A 20,590-nucleotide genomic window follows, 5' to 3' on the forward strand; every position below is an offset into this window, starting at 1 on the left:
AGAAGTGAAACGCCGTAGCGCCGATGGTAGTGTGGGGTCTCCCCATGCGAGAGTAGGGAACTGCCAGGCATCAAATTTAGCGTGCTGATATGGCTCAGTTGGTAGAGCGCACCCTTGGTAAGGGTGAGGTCCCCAGTTCGACTCTGGGTATCAGCACTGCCGAACTCAGAAGTGAAACGCCGTAGCGCCGATGGTAGTGTGGGGTCTCCCCATGCGAGAGTAGGGAACTGCCAGACATCAAATAAAAACAAAAGGCTCAGTCGAAAGACTGGGCCTTTTGTTTTATCTGTTGTTTGTCGGAGAGCGCTCTCCGGTAGCGAAAAAGCCCATCCTGACGGATGGGCTTTTTTACGTCTGTCGCCAGCCAATCGGATCGCTGCGCTTGTATGTCGACAAATATCCTGTCCGGATGCCAACACAGGATTGATTAAGTGCCTCTTGTCGGCTTTGCCTTCCTTGCTGATTTGATACATAGCGATTGCTAATACAGGGCATCTACATCGCGTAAAGAGTGTCATCACCTTATATTTAACAGGGCGTCATAGCGCCTTTGAAATAAAATGTAGTGCTATCTCTTTATTATATCTGGTGATTTTTATGCGATGCTGAATAAGAGGAGAATACGCGCAAGGAATAAAATAAACCCGCGTCAGCGTTATTAATAAAATAACAACTAGCGCGGGGCAAAAAACGTAGGTACGAGCCTTTACGACCGTTCTGTTACTTGGTCAGCGCGACGATACCCAGCGTCAGCCCTGCCAGAGCCGCTGCACCACCGGCGATGGCTCCTGCGGTTTCCCAGTTGTCTTGCGTTGTCCCTTTCATACAGGTGTTGGTGTGAACCAGACGGCCCTGGTCATCATAGACCGGAACGCAAGGTGAATCATGTGCACAGCCCGCAAGCAGAGTTGCCAGCAACGTCACCAGAATAAATTTTTTCATGATATAGCCTCTAAAGAGTCCGTTTCATTACGCCATCATGGACGTATTACGGAATGGCTTATTTTATCACCTGCATAGCCATGGTCTGATAGGGGAAATAATCTCAATTTATGAGTTACGTAAATATCGTGGAGAAGAAGTGATAAATGGGGGGGATTGTGTAGAAATGATGCAGATGAAAATAATGAAATAATCTGATAGTCAGAGTAATAAGCGAAATCAGCGATAACGTATTGAGTCTCCTGTCTTTATCTGGCGCTAAAAAAGGCGTCCGAAGACGCCTTTCACAGGATAGTTGCTGAGGTTAGTCCGTATGTTTGGTAAAGCGACGTCTGACGACCACGAAGAATACCGGTACGAAGAAAATGGCCAGCAGTGTTGCTGTTAACATTCCCCCCATAACCCCGGTACCTACCGCATTCTGCGCGCCGCTACCGGCACCATGGCTGATGACCAGCGGCATAACGCCAAGAATGAAGGCCAGCGAAGTCATTAAGATTGGACGTAGACGCATGCGTGATGCCTCAAGCGTTGCCTCAATGATCCCCTTGCCCTCTTTTTCCATAAGATCCTTGGCAAACTCAACGATCAAAATCGCGTTCTTCGCTGATAAACCAATCGTGGTTAACAGCCCTACCTGGAAGTAAACGTCGTTATTCAAACCACGTAGCGATGCTGCCAGTAGCGCACCGACAACCCCCAAAGGCACGACCAGCATAACGGAGAATGGGATAGACCAGCTCTCATAGAGTGCCGCCAGACACAGGAAGACGACGATCAGCGAGATCGCATATAGCGCAGGTGCCTGGTTGCCGGATAAACGTTCCTGATAGGACATACCCGTCCAGTCAAAGCCAATACCAGACGGCAGCTTGCTGGCCATTTGTTCCATCAGCGTCATGGCCTCACCGGTACTTTTACCCGGTGCGGCTTCACCCAAAATCTCCATGGAAGGCAAACCATTATAACGTTCCAGACGCGGTGAACCGTAAACCCAATGTGAAGTGACGAAGGCAGAGAACGGCACCATCTCGCCGTTAGCGCTTCGCACGTACATATTGTTGACATCACCTGGCAGCATACGGAATTTAGCATCCGCCTGAACATATACCTTCTTCACGCGGCCATGATCGATAAAGTCGTTAACGTAGTAACCCCCCAGCGCCGCTGAAATGGTTTCATTGATATCCGACAGAGAGATGCCCAGTGCCTGCGCTTTTTCCTGGTCGACATCCAGCTTGAACTGCGCGGTGTCTTCCAGTCCGTTTGGACGTACGCGAACCAACTGGTCTGGATGCTGCTGCACCATGCCCAGTAGCTGATTACGTGCCTGAGTCAGCGCGGTATGGCCAAGGTTACCCTGATCAATCAACTCGAAGTCAAAGCCGGTAGCCGTACCGAGTTCGATAATGGCTGGCATATTGAACGGGAAGACCATGGCGTCTTTAATCTGGCTGAAGGCCATGGTCGCACGTTTGATGATGGACTCTGCGCTGTTCTTATCACCGCTACGTTCATCCCACGGCTTGAGACTAACAAACGCCATACCGGAGTTTTGCCCCTGACCGCTGAAGCTGAAACCGTTAACGGTAAAGACGCTTGCCACATTGGCCTTCTCGTTATTCAGATAGTAGTGGGTAACGGTATCCAGTACCTTCTGCGTGCGTTCCTGCGTAGCGCCAGCCGGGAGCTGAACCATGGTCATGAATACACCCTGATCTTCATCCGGCAGGAAGGACGTAGGGAGACGGACAAACAGCACCGCCATCCCAACGACAATAAGAACATAGATAACCAGATAACGACCGGTGCAGCGCAGAATGCCGCTCACGCTGTTGGTGTAGTGGTTAACGCTCTGATCAAACTTATTGTTGAACCAGCCGAAGAACCCTTTCTTCTCATGGTGATCGGCTGACCCTGGTTTCAACAGCGTGGCGCACAGTGCGGGGGTCAGAATCAAGGCAACCAGAACCGACAGTGCCATGGCCGAAACGATGGTAATTGAGAACTGGCGGTAGATAGCGCCGGTAGAGCCGCCAAAGAAGGCCATCGGCACGAACACCGCCGATAGCACCATGGCGATACCGACCAGCGCGCCCTGAATCTGCGACATGGATTTCTCCGTCGCTTCAACCGGCGAAAGCTGTTCTTCGACCATCACACGCTCAACGTTTTCAACCACCACGATGGCATCATCGACCAATAGGCCTATTGCGAGCACCATCCCGAACATCGTCAGGGTGTTTATCGAGTAGCCAAACATCTCCAGTACGGCAAAGGTCCCCAGCAATACCACCGGCACGGCGATTGTGGGAATGAGCGTAGCGCGGATGTTCTGTAAGAACAGATACATAACGAGGAAGACGAGGATAATCGCTTCAAACAGCGTTTTGACCACTTCGTGAATCGAGATGGTGACGAATGGCGTGGTGTCGTACGGATAGACCACTTTCATTCCCTGCGGGAAGAAAGGCTGTAGCTCTGCCAGCTTGGCCTTAATTGCGTTCGCCGTATCCAGCGCATTCGCGCCCGTGGCAAGCTTAATCCCCAGCCCTGAAGCCGGTTTACCGTTAATACGGGCAACGACGTTGTAGTTTTCGCCACCTAGCTCAATGCGCGCGACATCGCTCAGATGAACGACAGAACCATCGGCGTTAACACGTAGGGTGACTTTACCGAACTCAACCGGATCTTTCAGACGTGTCTGCGCAATGATAGAAGCGTTAAGCTGCTGACCTTTCACTGAAGGTGTGCCACCCAACTGACCGGCAGCAATCTGATCGTTCTGTACCTTCAACTGATTGATCACGTCGACCGGCGTCAGGTTGTATTTGTTGAGCTGATTCCCGTCGAGCCAGATACGCATCGCGTATTGTGCGCCAAAAAGCTGGACGTCGCCGACGCCGTTCAGACGGCTGATCGGATCTTTAACGTTAGAGGCGATGTAGTCAGAAATGTCGTCCTGCACGGTATTCGGGTTATCGGAGATAAACCCGGCGACTAACAGGAAGCTGCTGCTTGATTTCTCTACGCTGATCCCTTGCTGCTGCACTTCCTGCGGCAGCAACGGCGTGGCCAGCTGCAGTTTGTTCTGCACCTGAACCTGGGCGATATCCGGATCGGTCCCTGAATTAAAGGTCAGAGTGATAGTCACCGAACCGGCTGAATCGCTGGTAGAGGACATATACATCAGATTATCGATACCGTTCATATTCTGTTCGATAACCTGAGTAACGGTGTCCTGCACGGTCTGGGCGTCAGCACCCGGATAAGTGGCGGAGATCGCCACGGCTGGCGGTGCAATCGTAGGATATTGCGCGATAGGCAACTGCAAAATAGCCAGCCCGCCGGCGATCATCAAAATGATGGCCAGAACCCAGGCAAAAACTGGACGATGGATAAAAAACTTAGACATGGGTTTGGTACCTTATTGCGCAGCCGGAGCCGCGGTATCCTCTTCTGCCTTCACGGTCACGCCAGGGCGTACTTTCTGTAGCCCACTGACGATAACTTTATCGCCAGCCTTCAGGCCGCTGGTGATCAGCCACTGGTCGCCAACTGCCTGCGCGGCCACAACGTTACGGGTTTCCACCTGATTTTTGTCATTGACCAGCAGCACGGTGGCATCGCCTCGCGGCGTACGGGTGACACCCTGCTGTGGAACCAGCATTGCGCTCGGATTTACCCCTTCATCGATGCGTGCTCGCACAAACATGCCCGGCAGCAGCGTATGCTGCGGGTTAGGGAAGATGGCGCGTAGGGTGATCGAGCCGGTGCTTTCATCAACAGTGACATCAGAGAATTGCAGAGACCCTTTCAGCGCGTAGGGCTGACCATTCTCCATTACTAACTGGACGCTCTTCGCATCGCTACCCTGTTGCAGGCTCTCCTGCTTCAGACGCATAAAATCGCTGCTGGACTGGGTCACATCGACGTAAATCGGATCGAGCTGCTGCACCGTGGCCATCGCGTTGGACTGCCCGTTGGTCACCAGCGCGCCTTCCGTCACGCTGGACTTGCCAATGCGACCGGTGATAGGAGAGGTCACTTTGGTATAAGCAAGATTGATCCGGGCACTCTCGACAGCGGCTTTTGCCGCCATGACGTCGGCATCGGCCTGACGCGCAGTCGCCACCGCCTGGTCATAATCCTGCTGACTGATGTATTTCGTCCCCAACAGCGGGACATAGCGTTTTACCGTCAGATGGGCAATGGCGGCGGCGGCCTCTGCTTTTGACTCGTCGCCTTTGGCGCTGTCATAAGCTGCCTGATAGGTTGCAGGGTCGATTTGGTAAAGCGATTGCCCGGCTTCAACGTCACTACCTTCCACAAAGTTACGCTTCAGGATAATACCGCTGACCTGTGGGCGAACCTCTGCGACACGGAACGCGGAGGTGCGGCCCGGCAATTCAGTGATGATGGAGAGTGGCGCATTGTTCACAACATGAACAGTAACCTGAGGCATGGGGGCATGCGCTTGCTGATCGCCTGAATTATCGCAGCCGCTTAATAATGCCGCAGAGATAATTAAGCTGGATAAGAGTGTAACTCTGGCGTGGCTCGTCATTGCGGTTCCTTATAGATTGATAGCCAGATTTGACTACAAATCTGTGAAAGAAAGGGTGAATAAAAAACAGTTCGTTATCCTACAAATAAACACCGTTGGATGTAAGAGATAGTTATTTTTGATGGAGTGGCAAGGCACGGAAACACAAAAATAGCAGGATTGGAGAATAAGCCAAGGCATAATACGGATGATTATATTCATATAGTGAATGATAATTTAATAAAACATGGATTCACTGTATTTATCTATTTTTCGGAGGCTATCAAACTTTTTGGTAAACACAGCGGTTAATCTGAATGGTAGATTGAATAGAGTAATATAAATTATTCACCGCTCATCCAACGGTAAGCGATACATTTCATGGCAAGAAAAACGAAAGAAGAGGCGCTCAAGACGCGTCAGATGCTGCTCGACGCGGCAATCGAACAGTTTGCGCGGCGCGGCGTCAGCAACACCACGCTGACTGATATTGCCGATGCTGCTGGCGTCACGCGGGGGGCGGTTTACTGGCATTTTTCAAGTAAGAGTGAGCTATTTAACGCAATGTGGCAGGAGCAACTCCCTCTGCGTGATTTAGTTCATCATAAATTGAAACAAATAGAGACTGGAAATCCATTATTGGACTTAAGGAATAAATTTGTATTAGGTTTGCAATATATTGCGGAAACGCCGCGTCAGCGTGCTTTGATGCAGATTCTGTATCATAAGTGCGAATTTAATAGCGACATGATGTCGGAGTGCGAAATCAGAAAGAAAATAGGATTTGGCTATGATTCCGTACGTAATATACTGCAGGGCTGTGTACGTAACCAGATCTTACCTAAAGATACAAATATTGAGATTATATTAATCGTTTTATATAGCGCGTTTAGCGGTTTGATTAAAAACTGGTTAATGGACCCGCAGCAGTTCGATCTCTATCAACAAGCGCCACTGCTGGTGGACAATATTATGTCCACGGTCTGCGCCCAAAGTTTCTGGGCGAGCCGACCTGCTCTGGTGGTTAATCAGTAATTCTGCACGCTTTCGGTCAGGGATGGCTGAAAAAATTTCATCTCACCATTCTCCCACTGTTTTCCATACGCAGTATCTGTCATCTTATTTGTTACTTACCGTGATCATAATGAGGTGTTTATGGACTTTATTTCCCGCCAGATTGGGGATTTTCAGGTAACCGCGCTGAGCGACGGGAATATGTCCGCCAGCCTGGATCTGCTCTCGGGTATCACGACGACCGACGCGGGAGAGATTCAGCGCAGCGCCGGCGTGGCTGAACCCGGCAACCTGCATATTTATGGCTATCTGATTCGCGGACGCGGGCGCACGATTCTGGTGGATTCCGGCACGGGGGGCGCAAACAACGTGGGTGGGCTGTTCAGGGATAATCTACAGGCGTTTGGCGTTGAGCCGCAGGCGGTCGATACGTTGCTGTTAACCCATGCGCATCCCGATCATATCGGCGGCTTGCTGGATGAAGCCGGAGCGGCTGTTTATCCGAATGCCCGGCTCTACATTCATCCGCTCGAAATCGCGTTCTGGCAGAATGATGAGCGTCTGGCGCAGGCTAACGAACGTGCGCAGCGTAACTTTATCCGGGCGCGCCAGACGTTGGCGGTATACGGCGAACGCGTTTCTTTACTCGACGACAAGCCGATTATCGAGGGGATTCAGCCGGTTCATCTGCCTGGTCATACGCCAGGGCATACGGGCTTCAGAATCGATACGCCGCAGGCCAGCCTGCTTATCTGGGGAGATATCGTCCACTTCCCCTATATTCAGACGGCACATCCCGATGTGTCCATTGCGTTTGATATCGACCCTGAGCAGGCAAAGTCTTCACGTAAACGCATCCTGGCGCAGGCGGCGCAGGAAAAACTGCTGGTGGCGGGAATGCACTTTGGGGGGAGTGGTTTTGCGCAGGTCATCCCTGAGGGACCAGGATACCGTATCGTCTATATGAAGGCGTAAAACAGGCAATAAAAAAGGCGCTTCCCCATGCCGAGTAGCGCCTTCAAAATCAAGCAATTAACTGATTAGTATCAGTTCATGCCGTATTTTTTCAGTTTCTTACGCAGAGTACCGCGGTTGATGCCCATCATCAGGGCTGCGCGGGTCTGGTTACCACGGGTGTATTGCATCACCATGTCCAACAGGGGCTGTTCTACTTCAGCCAGTACCAGCTCATACAGGTCATTAACGTCCTGACCGTTCAGTTGAGCAAAATAGTTCTTCAGTGCCTGTTTAACCGAGTCACGCAGGGGTTTTTGGGTTACCTGATCCTGAGAGTTAACGGTAGAAACGGTCAGTACGTCAGAATTTACGCGTTGTTCGAACATAGTTCTGTCAGCTCTTTATTTCTATTACGCAAAATTTTCGAAGTATGCCTCCAACGCCTCCAGCTGTTCGCTGGCATCCTCAATGGCGTTGAATGTGCGCCGAAACTGGTCATTTGGAGCGTGCTCCTGGAGATACCAGGAGACGTGTTTCCGCGCGATTCGGTACCCTTTTGCCTGACCGTAAAAGTCATGCAGTTCCCGAACGTGCGCACAAAGCAAGCGCTTCACCTCTGCCAGAGGCAGTGGAGGTAGCAGCTCCCCAGTGTCCAGATAATGCTGGATTTCCCGAAAGATCCAGGGTCTTCCCTGAGCCGCACGTCCTATCATCAGGGCATCAGCCCCCGTATAGTCGAGTACAGCTCTGGCTTTAAGCGGGTCAGTAATGTCGCCATTCGCGATAATCGGAATGGAAACGTTCTGCTTAACTGTCCGAATGCTGTCGTACTCAGCGTCTCCGTTAAACAAGCAGGCGCGGGTGCGTCCGTGAATAGTCAGAGCCTGAATGCCACAGTCTTCAGCCAGTTGGGCAATTTCTACACAGTTACGGTGCTCAGGAGCCCAGCCAGTGCGAATCTTGAGTGTGACAGGAACGTCCACCGCCTTAACAACCGCGTTCAGGATAGCCTTCACCTGATCCGGATATTGCAGTAGGGCTGAGCCTGCTAGCTTGCGATTCACCTTTTTTGCCGGACAGCCCATATTAATATCAATAATCTGGGCGCCGCTTTCCACATTAATGCGGGCGGCTCCGGCCATCTCTTCAGGATCGCTACCGGCGATTTGCACGGTACGAATACCTGGTTCATCCACGTGCACCATACGTAACCGAGATTTATCGCTCTCCCACACCTGCGGGTTGGAGGACATCATCTCTGATACGGTTAAGCCTGCTCCCATCTCGTAGCACAACGTCCGGAATGGTCTGTCAGTGATGCCAGCCATGGGCGCTGCGATCAGGCGATTTCTGAGCTGGTGTTGTCCGATACGCATGAGTTAAGAAATGACCATACTGTGACTGCAAGGCGGCGTATATTACGCATTTTTTGCACGAGATGAAAGGCCAAACTTTGAGCAATCCGATGTTGTAGATCAATGAATCTCAGTACTGAAAGCGAATCGACGATAAATTTCCATATTAATCATCAGATTATACAAAAGTGAATGTTTTGTGCGCATTCAGAAAATCATCAAACTTCTCTCGTATTCTTGCGCAACGGCGAGCGCTTGAGCGATAAAATGATGATTTAATGAACAATATTGGTTCGGTAAATGCGATCTGTCTCGCATTTATGAGGGGGATAAAACGTTCGGGGAGGGGAAAATGCGGCCAGCAGGCCGCATTCAGAGACGATTATTTTTTGCGGCCAGTAATGCGGCACCACTCTTCTTTTTCGACGACGGCGTCGAGGTCGAAGAGGTCGGCATACGCTTCACATACGCTTTCCGCCTGGCTGGCCAGGATGCCTGACAGGCCCAGCAGGCCGCCTGTAACCGGCAGCACGCTGATTAACGGCGCGAGTTCACGTAATGGGCCGGCCAGGATGTTGGCGACCACCACGTCGGCTTTCATGGCTTCTGGCTGGTCCTGCGGCAGATACAGCTCCAGGCGTTCGGAAACGCCGTTACGCTGGGCATTGTCGCGGCTGGCCTGAATGGCCTGCGGATCGATATCGATCCCGATGGCTTTCGCCGCGCCCAGCTTCAGCGCGGCGATCGCGAGGATCCCGGAACCGCAGCCGAAGTCGATCACCGTCTTGCCGGTCAGATCCAGTCCATCCAGCCACTGCAGGCACAGCGAAGTGGTTGGGTGGGTACCAGTGCCGAAGGCCAGACCCGGGTCGAGCATCACGTTAACCGCGTTCTCATCCGGCACGTCGCGCCAGCTTGGGCAGATCCACAAACGCTCGCCAAAGCGCATCGGGTGGAAGTTGTCCATCCACTCGCGCTCCCAGTCTTTATCTTCCAGCTGTTCGATTTTATGCGCAAAACCCGCGCCCAGCAGCGGATGTTGCTCAAGCAGGGAAACGACCTCTTTCATGTCGGTTTCTGCATCAAACAGGCCGATAACGTCGGTATCGCCCCACAGGCGAGTTTCACCCGGCAACGGCTCGAAGACCGGCGTGTCATGCGTATCCTGGAAGGTGATGGAGACCGAACCGGCTTCCATCAGCGCATCGCTAAGATCTTCGGCATGGGCGCCGGTTGTGTTCAGTTTCAGTTGGATCCACGGCATGGCAAAACTCTTTATTTATCAGTAGAAATTACGGCTGCTTGTGGGGCAGGTTGACCAAAACGGTTCCCGACCACAAACGCCAGCAAACTTAGCAGTAACGAAGGCACAATCGGATGGAAGCCCAGGTACTGAATATTAAACGTCGCCAGTACGGCGTACAGCACGCCACCCACGATCATCCCGCTCAGCGCTCCGGCTGCATTGGCACGCTCCCAATACAGGCCTAACACCAACGGCCACAGGAATACGGCTTCAAGCCCGCCAAAGGCCAGCAGGTTTAACCAGATAATCATCTCAGGCGGGCGCCAGGCGGCCAGCAGCAGCAATGCGCCCAGAATCAGCGTGATTGCTGCCGACATGCGCTTCAAACGACGCTCATTCTGCATCTGTTCCGGGTGCAGATTCAAATAGAGATCTTTGATGATCGTAGCGGAACTTTGCAGCAGTTGGGCATTAATTGTCGACATAATTGCCGCCATCGGCGCCGCCAGGAAAATCCCTGCCGCGAAGGGGGGGAGCACTTTCACCATCAATGTAGGAATGACCAGATCCGGCACCGTGAGGTCCGGAATAACCGCGCGTCCCAGCGCGCCGGCAAGGTGCATACCGAACATCAGGATCGCGACGACGATCGTCCCGATAATAATACCCCGGTGCACCGCCTTACTGTCTTTATAAGAGATGCAGCGCACTGCCGTGTGCGGTAAACCAATTACCCCAAAGCAGACCAGCACCCAGAACGAGGTCATAAAGGTCGGCGACAGAATATCATCCGCCCCTTGTGGCGAAACGAGTTTCGGGTCAATCGCTTCCAGTGTTTGCACCGCGTGGCTCAACCCGCCCGCTGCATGCACAATGCCAACCAGCAGTACGATGGTGCCGACAAGCATCACCAGGCCCTGCATGGTGTCGTTCAGCACGCTGGCGCGAAAGCCGCCGAACGCGGTATACAGTGCAATGCTGATACCAAAAATGAGCAGGCCGGTTTCATAGGGAATGCCCGCGGCGGTTTCCAGCAGGCGCGCGCCGCCGATAAACTGGACGGTCATCGCGCCGACAAAAGCAACCAGCAGACTCAGGCTTGCCAGCCAGACCAGCAGGCGGCTCTGATAGCGAGCAAACAGCATATCGTTGAGCGTCACGGCGTTATAGCGACGAGCAAGAATAGCGAACTTTTTGCCCAATACCCCCAGCGAGAGCCAGACGGCGGGTAGTTGAATCATCGCCAGCAGCACCCACCCAAGCCCGTACTTATAAGCCGCGCCCGGCCCGCCGATAAACGAACTGGCGCTGATATAGGTGGCCGTGAGCGTCATCGCCAGGACGATGCCCCCCATTGAGCGGCTACCGAGAAAATACTCATTGAGGAAGTTTCCGGTCGCTCGTTTACGCATGGCGTAAATCGACAGACCAAAAACGACGAGCAGATAGGCGATAAGCGGCAGAATGACTTCAAGCTGCATGGTCGTCATCCTCCAGCGGAATATCGCGATAGATAAATTTCACCATCGCCCAACACAACAAAATAAATACCAGCGGAATCAGCAGGCAGGCCATCTCAAACCAGTGCGGCAGGCCAGTGAAGCCCTGAACAGAGTTCGGTATGTAAGCGCTTGCTAACCACGCGGCAAGATAGAGAAGGGTTAGCCACAGCGCCCAGCGCGCCTCTTTATGGGCCTGAACAAAACGCTTGTCCATTTTTTGTCCCTTGTGGATGAAGAAAGCGGGGATTGTACCGCAAGGAAAAGATGAGGGGAGAGAAAAAGAAAAAAGGCCGGAAAATCCGGCCTTTTGCTGCGAGAACAGGATTATTTTTCCTGCAATCCGAGTTTTTTCTCCAGATAGTGGATGTTGGTACCACCATGCTGGAAGTTCTCGTCGCTCATAATGCGCATCTGCAGATCAACGTTGGTTTTGATACCGTCGATGATCAGCTCCTGCAGCGCATTCTTCATGCGAGCAATCGCCACGTCACGGGTCTCACCGTAGCAGATGAGTTTGCCGATCATTGAGTCATAGTACGGCGGTACGGTGTAGCCGGCGTAGATATGAGATTCCCAACGAACGCCAAAGCCGCCCGGCGCGTGGAAGCGGGTGATTTTACCCGGGCTTGGCAGGAAGGTGTCCGGGTCTTCGGCGTTGATACGGCATTCCACCGCATGGCCGCGAACCTGCACTTCTTCTTGCTTGATGGACAGCGGCTGACCGGCAGCAATACGCAGCTGCTCTTTGATCAGGTCAACGCCGGTGATCATCTCGGTAACCGGGTGCTCTACCTGGATACGGGTGTTCATTTCAATGAAGTAGAACTCACCGTTTTCAAACAGGAACTCGAAAGTACCCGCGCCGCGGTAGCCGATATCCACACACGCTTTCGCGCAGCGCTCGCCGATGTAGCGACGCAGTTCCGGGGTAATGCCCGGTGCCGGTGCTTCTTCGACGACTTTCTGGTGACGACGCTGCATGGAGCAGTCACGTTCAGCCAGATAGATAGCGTTGCCCTGACCATCAGCCAGTACCTGGATCTCGACGTGGCGAGGATTTTCCAGGTATTTTTCCATGTACACCATGTCATTGTTGAAAGCAGATTTCGCTTCCGCTTTGGTCATGGCAATGGACTGGGCCAGGTCGGAGTCGCTGCGCACTACGCGCATACCGCGACCGCCGCCGCCGCCTGAGGCTTTGATGATGACCGGGTAGCCGATGCGTTTCGCATGTGCGCGGTTAGCGTCCATGTCGTCGCCCAGCGGGCCGTCAGAGCCCGGAACGGTCGGTACGCCTGCTTTCTTCATCGCGGTGATCGCAGACACTTTGTCGCCCATCAGGCGGATGGTGTCGGCTTTCGGGCCGATGAAGATAAAGCCGGAACGTTCAACCTGCTCGGCAAAGTTGGCGTTCTCAGAGAGGAAGCCATAGCCTGGGTGAATCGCCACAGCGCCGGTGATCTCAGCTGCGCTGATGATAGCCGGGATGTTCAGATAGCTTTTTACGGATGGCGCCGGGCCGATACAAACCGTCTCATCCGCCAGCAGTACGTGTTTTAAATCGCGGTCCGCAGTCGAGTGCACAGCGACGGTCTTGATGCCCAGTTCTTTACAGGCACGAAGAATACGCAGTGCGATCTCGCCGCGGTTAGCGATGACAATTTTATCCAGCATCTTCGCCTCGTTACTCGATGACGACCAGCGGCTCGTCAAATTCAACCGGCTGACCGCTTTCTACCAGGATTGCTTTCACAGTCCCTGCTTTGTCAGCTTCAATCTGGTTCATCATTTTCATCGCTTCAACGATGCACAGGGTGTCGCCCACGTTAACTTTCTGACCAACTTCCACGAATGCTTTAGCATCCGGGCCTGGAGTGCGATAGAAAGTACCAACCATCGGGGAACGTACGATGTGACCACTGATTTCAGCTTTAGCCGGGGCTTCAGCTGCGGCTGGTGCTGCTGCCGCGACAGGTGCCTGCTGTTGCATAACAGGCGCTGCATAAGCCTGCTGCATCACTGGAATACCGGTGTTCGGCGCCGTGCGGCTGATGCGCACAGACTCTTCGCCTTCAGAAATTTCCAGTTCGTTGATGCCAGACTCTTCGACCAGCTCGATCAGTTTTTTAATCTTACGAATATCCATGAGTGGGTTCCGTACTCTTTGTTTAGTTTGATTGTGACAGGCGTTTTACCGCCGTCTGTAAAGCGTATGAATAGCCGTCAGCCCCGAGCCCGCAGATAACGCCGGAAGCGATATCAGACAGATACGAATGATGACGGAATGGTTCGCGCGCATGGACGTTGCTGAGGTGAATCTCGATAAACGGGATGCTCACCGACAGCAACGCATCGCGAAGGGCAACGCTCGTGTGCGTGAACGCGGCCGGATTGATCAGGATATAGTCAATATTGTCTTTAGCCTGATGAATACGGTCGATGAGGACGTACTCGGCGTTGGATTGCAGGCTGTCGAGCGTGACGTTCAAGGCTTCGGCTTCCGCGGTTAAGCGGCTTACGATCTGGGAAAGCGTCAGCGTGCCATACTTCTCTGGCTCACGGGTGCCTAACATATTCAGGTTCGGGCCGTTCAAAAGCAAAATGCGAAACTTGTCAGTCATTGTGCTGCTATCTCCTGCAATTCTCGGGTAAAAAACAAAATATACCTTCGATGCGCGATTGTCACCTTTTCAGAGGCTTAAAACCCCCGTCAGGAAAACCAAGGTCGCACATTATAACTATTTCGTAGCATTTGGCAGCTAAATACTGGTCTTATCAGGGAAGATTATCAACTGCTATCGTGTAAAGAACGTCTGACTATAAGTGAATTGTGGTAAACCGCACATATCGCGACATCATCGCCACCACTGGCGAAACTTCTTATAGCGACAGGCTAATAACACGATGGCGCAGCCGGCATAGATGAGCGGTTGTGGTGAGATAATCTTCACCGACCACAGATAATGTATCGGCGCGAGGATCGCGACAAGATAGACGAAGTTATGCAAAAGCTGCCAGCGTCGCCCGAGTTTTCGTTGCATCGCCTGCGTTGAGGTGACCGCCAGCGCCAACAGGATAAGCCAGCAGGCTAATCCCAGCAGCAGATAGGGTCGAGTTACAATTTCTTGCCCTAATAGCGACAGATTCTGGATCCCCAGTTCCAGCAGGCTGTAGCTGGTGAGGTGAATCGTCGCCCAGGTGAAACACCACAGACCCAACAAGCGGCGTGTGCGAATCAGCAACGGCTGTTTAGCGTAACGCGCCAGCGGGGCGACCAACAAGGTCGCCAGCAGCAATTTCAGAGCCATCCTACCGGTAAAGTGCTGGATATCCTTGACCGGATCGGCGCTGAGCTGCCCTTGAGAGACCGCCCAGAACAGCCACGCAAACGGCAAAAATGCGGCAAGATGCAGGCAAACTTTCAGCCAAATTATCTGTTTAGCCGTGAAACGCATTAAAAATTCTCCCGCAGATTCATCCCGCGATACAGCGAGGCCACCTCATCGGCGTAGCCGTTAAACAGCAGCGTCGGTTGGCGCTGTACGTCGAGAATGCCGCCAGAACCGATAAACCGTTCCGTTGCCTGAGACCAGCGAGGGTGATCGACATGCGGGTTCACGTTGGCGTAAAAACCGTATTCATCAGGCGCCGCCAGGTTCCAGGTGGTATCGGGGCGATCGCGGGTGAGCGTAATACTGACAATCGACTTAATGCCTTTAAAGCCGTACTTCCATGGCACCGTCAGGCGGATCGGCGCGCCGTTTTGCGGCGGTAATGCTTTGCCGTAAACGCCCACGGTGAGCAGCGTCAGCGGATTCATCGCTTCGTCCAGACGTAGCCCTTCTATATAAGGATATGCCAGGCCGCCGCCGATAAAGCGATCCTTCTGTCCGGGCATGGTTTCTGGCGAGTAGAGGGTTTTAAAAGCCACGTACTTCGCGTTGCTGGTGGGTTCGACGGCAGCCAGCAGCTTATGCAGCGGGAAGCCAATCCACGGCACCACCATCGACCACGCCTCCACGCAGCGCATTCGATAAATTCGTTCTTCCAGTGGAAAACGTTTGGTCAGGTCATCATGATCGAGCGTCAACGGTTTCGCCACTTCGCCACCGATCGTCAGTTTCCACGGGTTGGTCTGTAAACTTCCGGCGTTCGCTGCCGGATCGGCCTTATCCAACCCAAATTCATAAAAGTTGTTGTAGCCGGTGACTTTATTTTCTGGCGTCAGCGTCAGTTTGCTTTGCCATTGGGCGGGTTTATCGAAGGTAAGCGGCGCGCCTGAAGGGGCGGCAGGGCGGTCATTGCCCTTAAACCAGTCGGTCAGACTGGAGGCGTGCAGGGGAAGCGAGGCGGCAGCGGTGCCAATGCCCAGCATTTTCAACACCTGGCGGCGTTTGAGCATAAACACGGACTCGGCCGTGACGTCTGCTTCAGTCAGTTTTTTGCGATTCATAATGCTCTCCGTCATGCTTTTTTCTAAGCATGACGGAGGCCAGACATTAATGCGAATATGTCACGAAAAATTGCATTTTAGGCGATTTTGACCAGCGTACGGCCCTGAATCTGGTTGTTAATGATCTTGTCGGCAAATGCGGGCGCCTGGTCGAGGCTAATTTCCGTTGCGCTTTGGTGATAGAACGTTTCCGGCAGATCCGCCACCAGACGTTTCCATGCTTCGGCGCGACGGGCTGCTGGCGTCATGACTGAGTCAACGCCCTGCAAACGTACGTTACGCAGGATAAACGGCATGACCGTGGTGGGGAGTGCAAAACCGCCAGCCAGGCCGCAGGCTGCGACGCAACTGCCGTAGTTCATCTGTGCCAGTACTTTAGCCAGCACTTTATCACCCACGGTGTCTACCGCTCCGGCCCAGAGCTGTTTCTCCAGCGGACGGGTTTCGGCAAATTCGTCACGGCCCAGAATACGGCTCGCGCCCAGCGCGCGCAGGTAATCATGAGTGCTTTCGCGTCCGGAAACGGCGGCCACCTGATAACCCAGCTTATGCAGCAGAGCTATCGCGGTGCTGCCTACGCCGCCGCTGGCGCCGGTCACCACGATTTCGCCATCTTCCGGGCGCACGCCCGCGTCTTCCAGCGCCATCACGCACAGCATCGCGGTAAAGCCCGCGGTGCCGATAATCATGGCCTTACGTCCGTCCAGGCCTGCCGGCAGCGTTACCAGCCAGTCACCGTTGACGCGCGCGCGCTCGGACAGCCCGCCCCAATGGTTTTCGCCAACGCCCCAACCGGTCAGCAGCACCTGCTGGCCCGGTGTGAAGCGTGCGTCGTCACTGTGATGAACCGTACCGGCAAAGTCGATACCCGGCACCATCGGGAAGTTACGGATAATTTTCCCTTTGCCGGTGATGGCGAGCGCATCTTTATAATTCAAACTGGACCACTGGATGTCGACGGTGACGTTGCCCTGCGGCAGCAGACTGTCGTCAACGGCCTTCACTGCGGCGAGGGTTTTGCCATCCTGCTGTTCTAAGATGAGTGCCTGCATAACCTTTCCTTACATGGTCTGATAGTGAAAAAATTTACCGGGGACTATACTCGCTTATCATCATTTGATATCGATTTGGCGCAATAAATTGCCAGATCCGCCAGGTTTGGTAGTATGCCAGCCTGGTTTGATATGTTAGTGCTTACTTCTTGTAAGACACGGACGCTGGCACCCGGCCTCTGTCGGGGATGATTAACCCACGGAGTTAACTCAGGGATGCGATTAACGACGAAGTTCTCAGCCTTTTTTACGCTCTTAACCGGGCTTACCATCTTTGTGACGTTAATTGGCTCCTCACTGAGTTTCTATAACGGCATACAGTATAAGATAGCCACGCGCGTGCAGGCCGTCGCGACCGTGCTGGATAATCGACTGGTCAACAGCTCGTTTGAGACGCTCGACAACCAGCTCGATGAAATCATGGTGCCGCTCGACATCGTGCGTATCGACTTTACCCTGAACGACAAATCACTGTTCCACCATACCCGCAGCAGTAGTTATCTGCCGATGGGCAGCCACTATCAGTATCGCGAAATCACGGTGGCGTCGCTCAAACATCCCGGCATGAAGATTCATCTGGTGTATCTGGACCCGATGGCCAACTATTTCCGCTCGCTGATGACCACCGCGCCGTTGACTATCACGATTGCCTTTATGGTGCTGGTGGTCTTTATTGCCGTGCGCTGGCTGCGACGCCAGCTGGCGGGTGAAGAGCTGCTGGAGATGCGCGCCACGCGGATCCTTAACGGCGAGCGCGGCGCGAAGGCGAAGGGAAATATTCACGAATGGCCAGCACGTACCAGCTCGGCGCTGGATACGCTGCTGTCGGAGATTCAGTTTGCCGGCGAGCAGCGCAGTCGTCTGGATACGCTGATTCGCTCTTATGCCGCGCAGGATTCAAAAACCGGCCTGAGCAACCGTCTGTTTTTCGATAGCCAGTTGGCGACGCTGCTCGACGACCAGGAAAACGTGGGGGCGCACGGCATCGTCATGATGATCCGCCTGCCGGATTTCGACTTTTTGCGCGACAACTGGGGCCGCGCGGCGGCGGAAGAACACGTCTTTACCCTGATTAACCTGCTCTCCACCTTTATTATGCGCTACCCCGGCGCGTTACTGGCGCGCTACCGCCGCAGCGACTTTACCGTTCTGTTGCCGCACCGCACGCTAAAAGAGGCCGACAGTATTGCCGGGCAGCTCTTAAAAGCCATCGACGGTCTGCCGCTGGCAAAAATTCTCGATCGCGATGACATGATGCATATCGGCATTTGCGCCTGGCGCAGCGGGCAAACCACCGAGCAGGTGATGGAACACGCCGAAGCGGCGGTACGTAATGCCGTATTGCAGGGCAGCAACAGCTGGGCCATTTATGATGATTCACTACCGGAGAAAGGGCGCGGCAACGTGCGCTGGCGTACCCTGATTGAGCAAATGCTCAGTCGCGGCGGCCCGCGTTTGTATCAAAAGCCGGCCGTGAGTCTTGACGGCACCGTGCATCATCGAGAGCTGATGTGCCGGATCTTCGACGGTAAAGAAGAGGTCATTGCCGCCGAGTATCTGCCGATGGTGCTGGAGTTCGGACTGGGCGAAGAGTACGACCGTTTACAGATTACCCGTCTGCTTCCTTTCCTCAGCTTCTGGCCGCAAGAAAACCTGGCGATTCAGGTTACCGTAGAGTCATTGATCCGCCCGCGTTTTCAACGCTGGTTACGTGATGTATTAATGCAGTGCGAAAAATCGCATCGTCGACGGATTATTTTTGAACTTGCAGAGGTAGATGTCTGTCAACATATGACGCGTCTCCAGCCCGTCGTTCGTTTAATTCATGCGTTAGGCGTTCGGGTCGCGGTGACGCAGGCAGGTTTAGCCCTTGTCAGCACCAGTTGGATTAAGCAGCTTGAGATTGAACTGATTAAGATCGATCCGGTGCTGGTACGTGATATAGAAAAGCGCAGCCAGAACCAGCTGCTGGTACAAAGTCTGGTAGAGGCCTGTAAAGGAACATCAATACAGGTATTTGCCGCCGGTGTACGCAGCCGCGGTGAATGGCAGGTGCTGACAGAATGCGGAGTTTTCGGCGGCCAGGGAGATTTTTTTGCCTCTTCCCAGCCACTTGACGCAAATGTGAAAAAATATTCGCAAAGATATTCGGTTTGACCTGCTGTTTAACGTGTTTATCACGTAGAATAACGCGCGCGGTTTTTTCCGGGAGTGTGCATGTCTGCTCGCCAGGGAAAACGACGCATCACGCATGTGACGACCTTTGACAGGTACAAATCCAGGATGGAGCGGCAGTGAGTCTCCCTGCACTGAAGGAGTCAGGTTGGATTTGTAACAAAGGTAACGAACTGCACTAATTTTCACCGTTGCAGATGATTTTTGCGCCTTGTCGCTGCTGCGTGTGGTTGGTAAAGTAAGCGGATTTTGTTTTCCGCCCCAGCTTTCAGGATTATCCCTTAGTATGTTGAAAAAATTTCGTGGCATGTTTTCCAATGACCTGTCCATTGACCTGGGTACCGCGAATACCCTGATTTACGTAAAAGGACAAGGCATCGTATTGAATGAGCCTTCCGTGGTCGCCATTCGTCAGGATCGTGCCGGTTCACCGAAAAGCGTGGCCGCCGTAGGTCATGACGCTAAACAGATGCTGGGCCGTACGCCAGGTAACATCGCGGCTATTCGTCCGATGAAAGACGGCGTTATCGCTGACTTCTTCGTGACCGAAAAAATGCTCCAGCACTTCATCAAACAGGTTCACAGCAACAGCTTTATGCGCCCAAGCCCGCGCGTACTGGTCTGTGTACCGGTTGGCGCCACTCAGGTTGAACGTCGTGCGATCCGTGAATCCGCTCAGGGCGCTGGCGCCCGTGAAGTGTTCCTGATTGAAGAACCGATGGCTGCTGCTATTGGTGCTGGTCTGCCGGTTTCTGAAGCCACTGGCTCCATGGTTGTCGATATCGGTGGCGGTACCACGGAAGTGGCCGTTATCTCCCTGAACGGCGTGGTTTACTCCTCTTCCGTACGTATCGGTGGCGACCGCTTCGACGAAGCGATCATCAACTATGTTCGCCGTAACTACGGCTCTCTGATCGGTGAAGCCACCGCAGAACGTATCAAGCACGAAATCGGCTCCGCTTACCCGGGTGACGAAGTGCGTGAAATCGAAGTGCGTGGCCGTAACCTGGCAGAAGGCGTTCCGCGTGGCTTCACGCTGAATTCCAACGAAATTCTCGAAGCGCTGCAGGAGCCGCTAACCGGCATCGTGAGCGCAGTGATGGTTGCACTGGAACAGTGCCCGCCAGAACTGGCTTCCGACATCTCCGAGCGCGGTATGGTTCTGACCGGTGGTGGCGCGCTGCTGCGCAACCTCGACCGCCTGTTAATGGAAGAAACCGGTATTCCAGTTGTCGTTGCTGAAGATCCGCTGACCTGCGTAGCGCGTGGCGGCGGCAAGGCGCTGGAAATGATCGACATGCACGGCGGCGACTTGTTTAGCGAAGAGTAGTCAGCATGAGGTTCAGGG

Annotated in this window: 18 protein-coding genes, 1 tRNA gene and 1 rRNA gene (1 of these 20 only partly in view); 6 read left to right on the top strand and 14 right to left on the bottom strand. The window is 53.5% G+C overall.

The annotated features are described in order from the left end of the window. Positions 1–69 (top strand): 5S ribosomal RNA (rrf, locus tag GY169_RS02675); it begins 178 nt to the left of the window's first position. Positions 70–83: 14 nt separating this feature from the next. Continuing rightward, a tRNA-Thr gene (locus GY169_RS02680) sits at positions 84–156 on the top strand. A 564-nt stretch (positions 157–720) separates the two neighbouring features. Here GY169_RS02680 and GY169_RS02685 read toward each other — a convergent pair. The 3 genes from GY169_RS02685 to GY169_RS02695 all read right to left on the bottom strand — a co-directional run bounded on the left by GY169_RS02685 (position 721) and on the right by GY169_RS02695 (position 5,509). Continuing rightward, positions 721–942, bottom strand: a complete 222-nt coding sequence (locus GY169_RS02685; RefSeq protein WP_035891258.1) for a lipoprotein — start codon at positions 940–942, stop codon at positions 721–723. Between the two features lie 304 nt (positions 943–1,246). Continuing rightward, entirely contained in the window at positions 1,247–4,357 is a 3,111-nt protein-coding gene (locus GY169_RS02690) for an efflux RND transporter permease subunit (RefSeq protein WP_167574931.1), read from the bottom strand. Positions 4,358–4,369: 12 nt separating this feature from the next. Next, positions 4,370–5,509 carry an efflux RND transporter periplasmic adaptor subunit gene (locus tag GY169_RS02695; RefSeq protein ID WP_167574932.1) on the bottom strand — a complete coding sequence of 380 codons (1,140 nt, stop codon included), beginning with the start codon at positions 5,507–5,509 and terminating at the stop codon, positions 4,370–4,372. Positions 5,510–5,869: 360 nt separating this feature from the next. Here GY169_RS02695 and envR point away from each other — a divergent pair, with 360 nt between their 5' ends. Further along, entirely contained in the window at positions 5,870–6,523 is a 654-nt protein-coding gene (envR, locus tag GY169_RS02700) for an acrEF/envCD operon transcriptional regulator (protein ID WP_167574933.1), read from the top strand. A gap of 120 nt (positions 6,524–6,643) precedes the next feature. Then, complete coding sequence (locus GY169_RS02705; RefSeq protein WP_167574934.1) at positions 6,644–7,477, top strand: MBL fold metallo-hydrolase; 834 nt, start codon at positions 6,644–6,646, stop codon at positions 7,475–7,477. 71 nt (positions 7,478–7,548) lie between these two features. Here the strand turns inward: GY169_RS02705 and fis are convergent, their stop codons facing one another. From fis to GY169_RS02760, 11 genes are all read right to left on the bottom strand, one after another. Further along, the gene (gene fis / locus GY169_RS02710; protein WP_000462905.1) at positions 7,549–7,845 is read right to left on the bottom strand and encodes a DNA-binding transcriptional regulator Fis; all 297 of its coding nucleotides are present in this window, start codon (positions 7,843–7,845) and stop codon (positions 7,549–7,551) included. 24 nt (positions 7,846–7,869) lie between these two features. Further along, on the bottom strand, positions 7,870–8,835 hold the full coding sequence (dusB, locus tag GY169_RS02715; RefSeq protein WP_064541703.1) for a tRNA dihydrouridine synthase DusB: 966 nt from the start codon (positions 8,833–8,835) through the stop codon (positions 7,870–7,872). A gap of 361 nt (positions 8,836–9,196) precedes the next feature. After that, complete coding sequence (prmA, locus tag GY169_RS02720) at positions 9,197–10,078, bottom strand: 50S ribosomal protein L11 methyltransferase (protein WP_163446540.1); 882 nt, start codon at positions 10,076–10,078, stop codon at positions 9,197–9,199. 11 nt (positions 10,079–10,089) lie between these two features. Further along, positions 10,090–11,541, bottom strand: coding sequence for a sodium/pantothenate symporter (panF, locus tag GY169_RS02725; protein ID WP_163446539.1), 1,452 nt, complete (start codon positions 11,539–11,541; stop codon positions 10,090–10,092). Beyond that, positions 11,531–11,776, bottom strand: coding sequence for a YhdT family protein (locus GY169_RS02730; RefSeq protein WP_064541711.1), 246 nt, complete (start codon positions 11,774–11,776; stop codon positions 11,531–11,533). Before GY169_RS02730 ends, panF begins: the two co-directional genes overlap by 11 nt. Positions 11,777–11,886: 110 nt before the next feature. Next, complete coding sequence (gene accC / locus GY169_RS02735; protein ID WP_163446537.1) at positions 11,887–13,236, bottom strand: acetyl-CoA carboxylase biotin carboxylase subunit; 1,350 nt, start codon at positions 13,234–13,236, stop codon at positions 11,887–11,889. A gap of 10 nt (positions 13,237–13,246) precedes the next feature. Continuing rightward, positions 13,247–13,708: an acetyl-CoA carboxylase biotin carboxyl carrier protein gene (gene accB / locus GY169_RS02740; protein ID WP_163446536.1), complete on the bottom strand. Its 462-nt coding sequence runs from the start codon at positions 13,706–13,708 to the stop codon at positions 13,247–13,249. A 22-nt stretch (positions 13,709–13,730) separates the two neighbouring features. After that, the gene (aroQ, locus tag GY169_RS02745) at positions 13,731–14,183 is read right to left on the bottom strand and encodes a type II 3-dehydroquinate dehydratase (RefSeq protein ID WP_064541720.1); all 453 of its coding nucleotides are present in this window, start codon (positions 14,181–14,183) and stop codon (positions 13,731–13,733) included. A 234-nt stretch (positions 14,184–14,417) separates the two neighbouring features. Then, positions 14,418–15,017 carry a protein-methionine-sulfoxide reductase heme-binding subunit MsrQ gene (gene msrQ / locus GY169_RS02750; protein ID WP_167574935.1) on the bottom strand — a complete coding sequence of 200 codons (600 nt, stop codon included), beginning with the start codon at positions 15,015–15,017 and terminating at the stop codon, positions 14,418–14,420. Beyond that, entirely contained in the window at positions 15,017–16,015 is a 999-nt protein-coding gene (msrP, locus tag GY169_RS02755; protein ID WP_065356172.1) for a protein-methionine-sulfoxide reductase catalytic subunit MsrP, read from the bottom strand. The genes msrQ and msrP overlap by 1 nt, the downstream gene beginning before the upstream one ends. Positions 16,016–16,092: 77 nt before the next feature. Continuing rightward, on the bottom strand, positions 16,093–17,067 hold the full coding sequence (locus GY169_RS02760; RefSeq protein WP_167574936.1) for an MDR family oxidoreductase: 975 nt from the start codon (positions 17,065–17,067) through the stop codon (positions 16,093–16,095). Positions 17,068–17,283: 216 nt separating this feature from the next. Between GY169_RS02760 and csrD the strand changes: the two genes are divergently transcribed. Beyond that, positions 17,284–19,224: an RNase E specificity factor CsrD gene (gene csrD, locus GY169_RS02765; RefSeq protein WP_163446533.1), complete on the top strand. Its 1,941-nt coding sequence runs from the start codon at positions 17,284–17,286 to the stop codon at positions 19,222–19,224. Positions 19,225–19,528: 304 nt separating this feature from the next. After that, the gene (mreB, locus tag GY169_RS02770; RefSeq protein WP_000913396.1) at positions 19,529–20,572 is read left to right on the top strand and encodes a rod shape-determining protein MreB; all 1,044 of its coding nucleotides are present in this window, start codon (positions 19,529–19,531) and stop codon (positions 20,570–20,572) included. The last annotated feature ends 18 nt before the right edge of the window (positions 20,573–20,590 follow it).

It is taken from the genome of Kluyvera genomosp. 3 (assembly GCF_011765685.1).
Taxonomy (GTDB): domain Bacteria; phylum Pseudomonadota; class Gammaproteobacteria; order Enterobacterales; family Enterobacteriaceae; genus Kluyvera; species Kluyvera georgiana_A.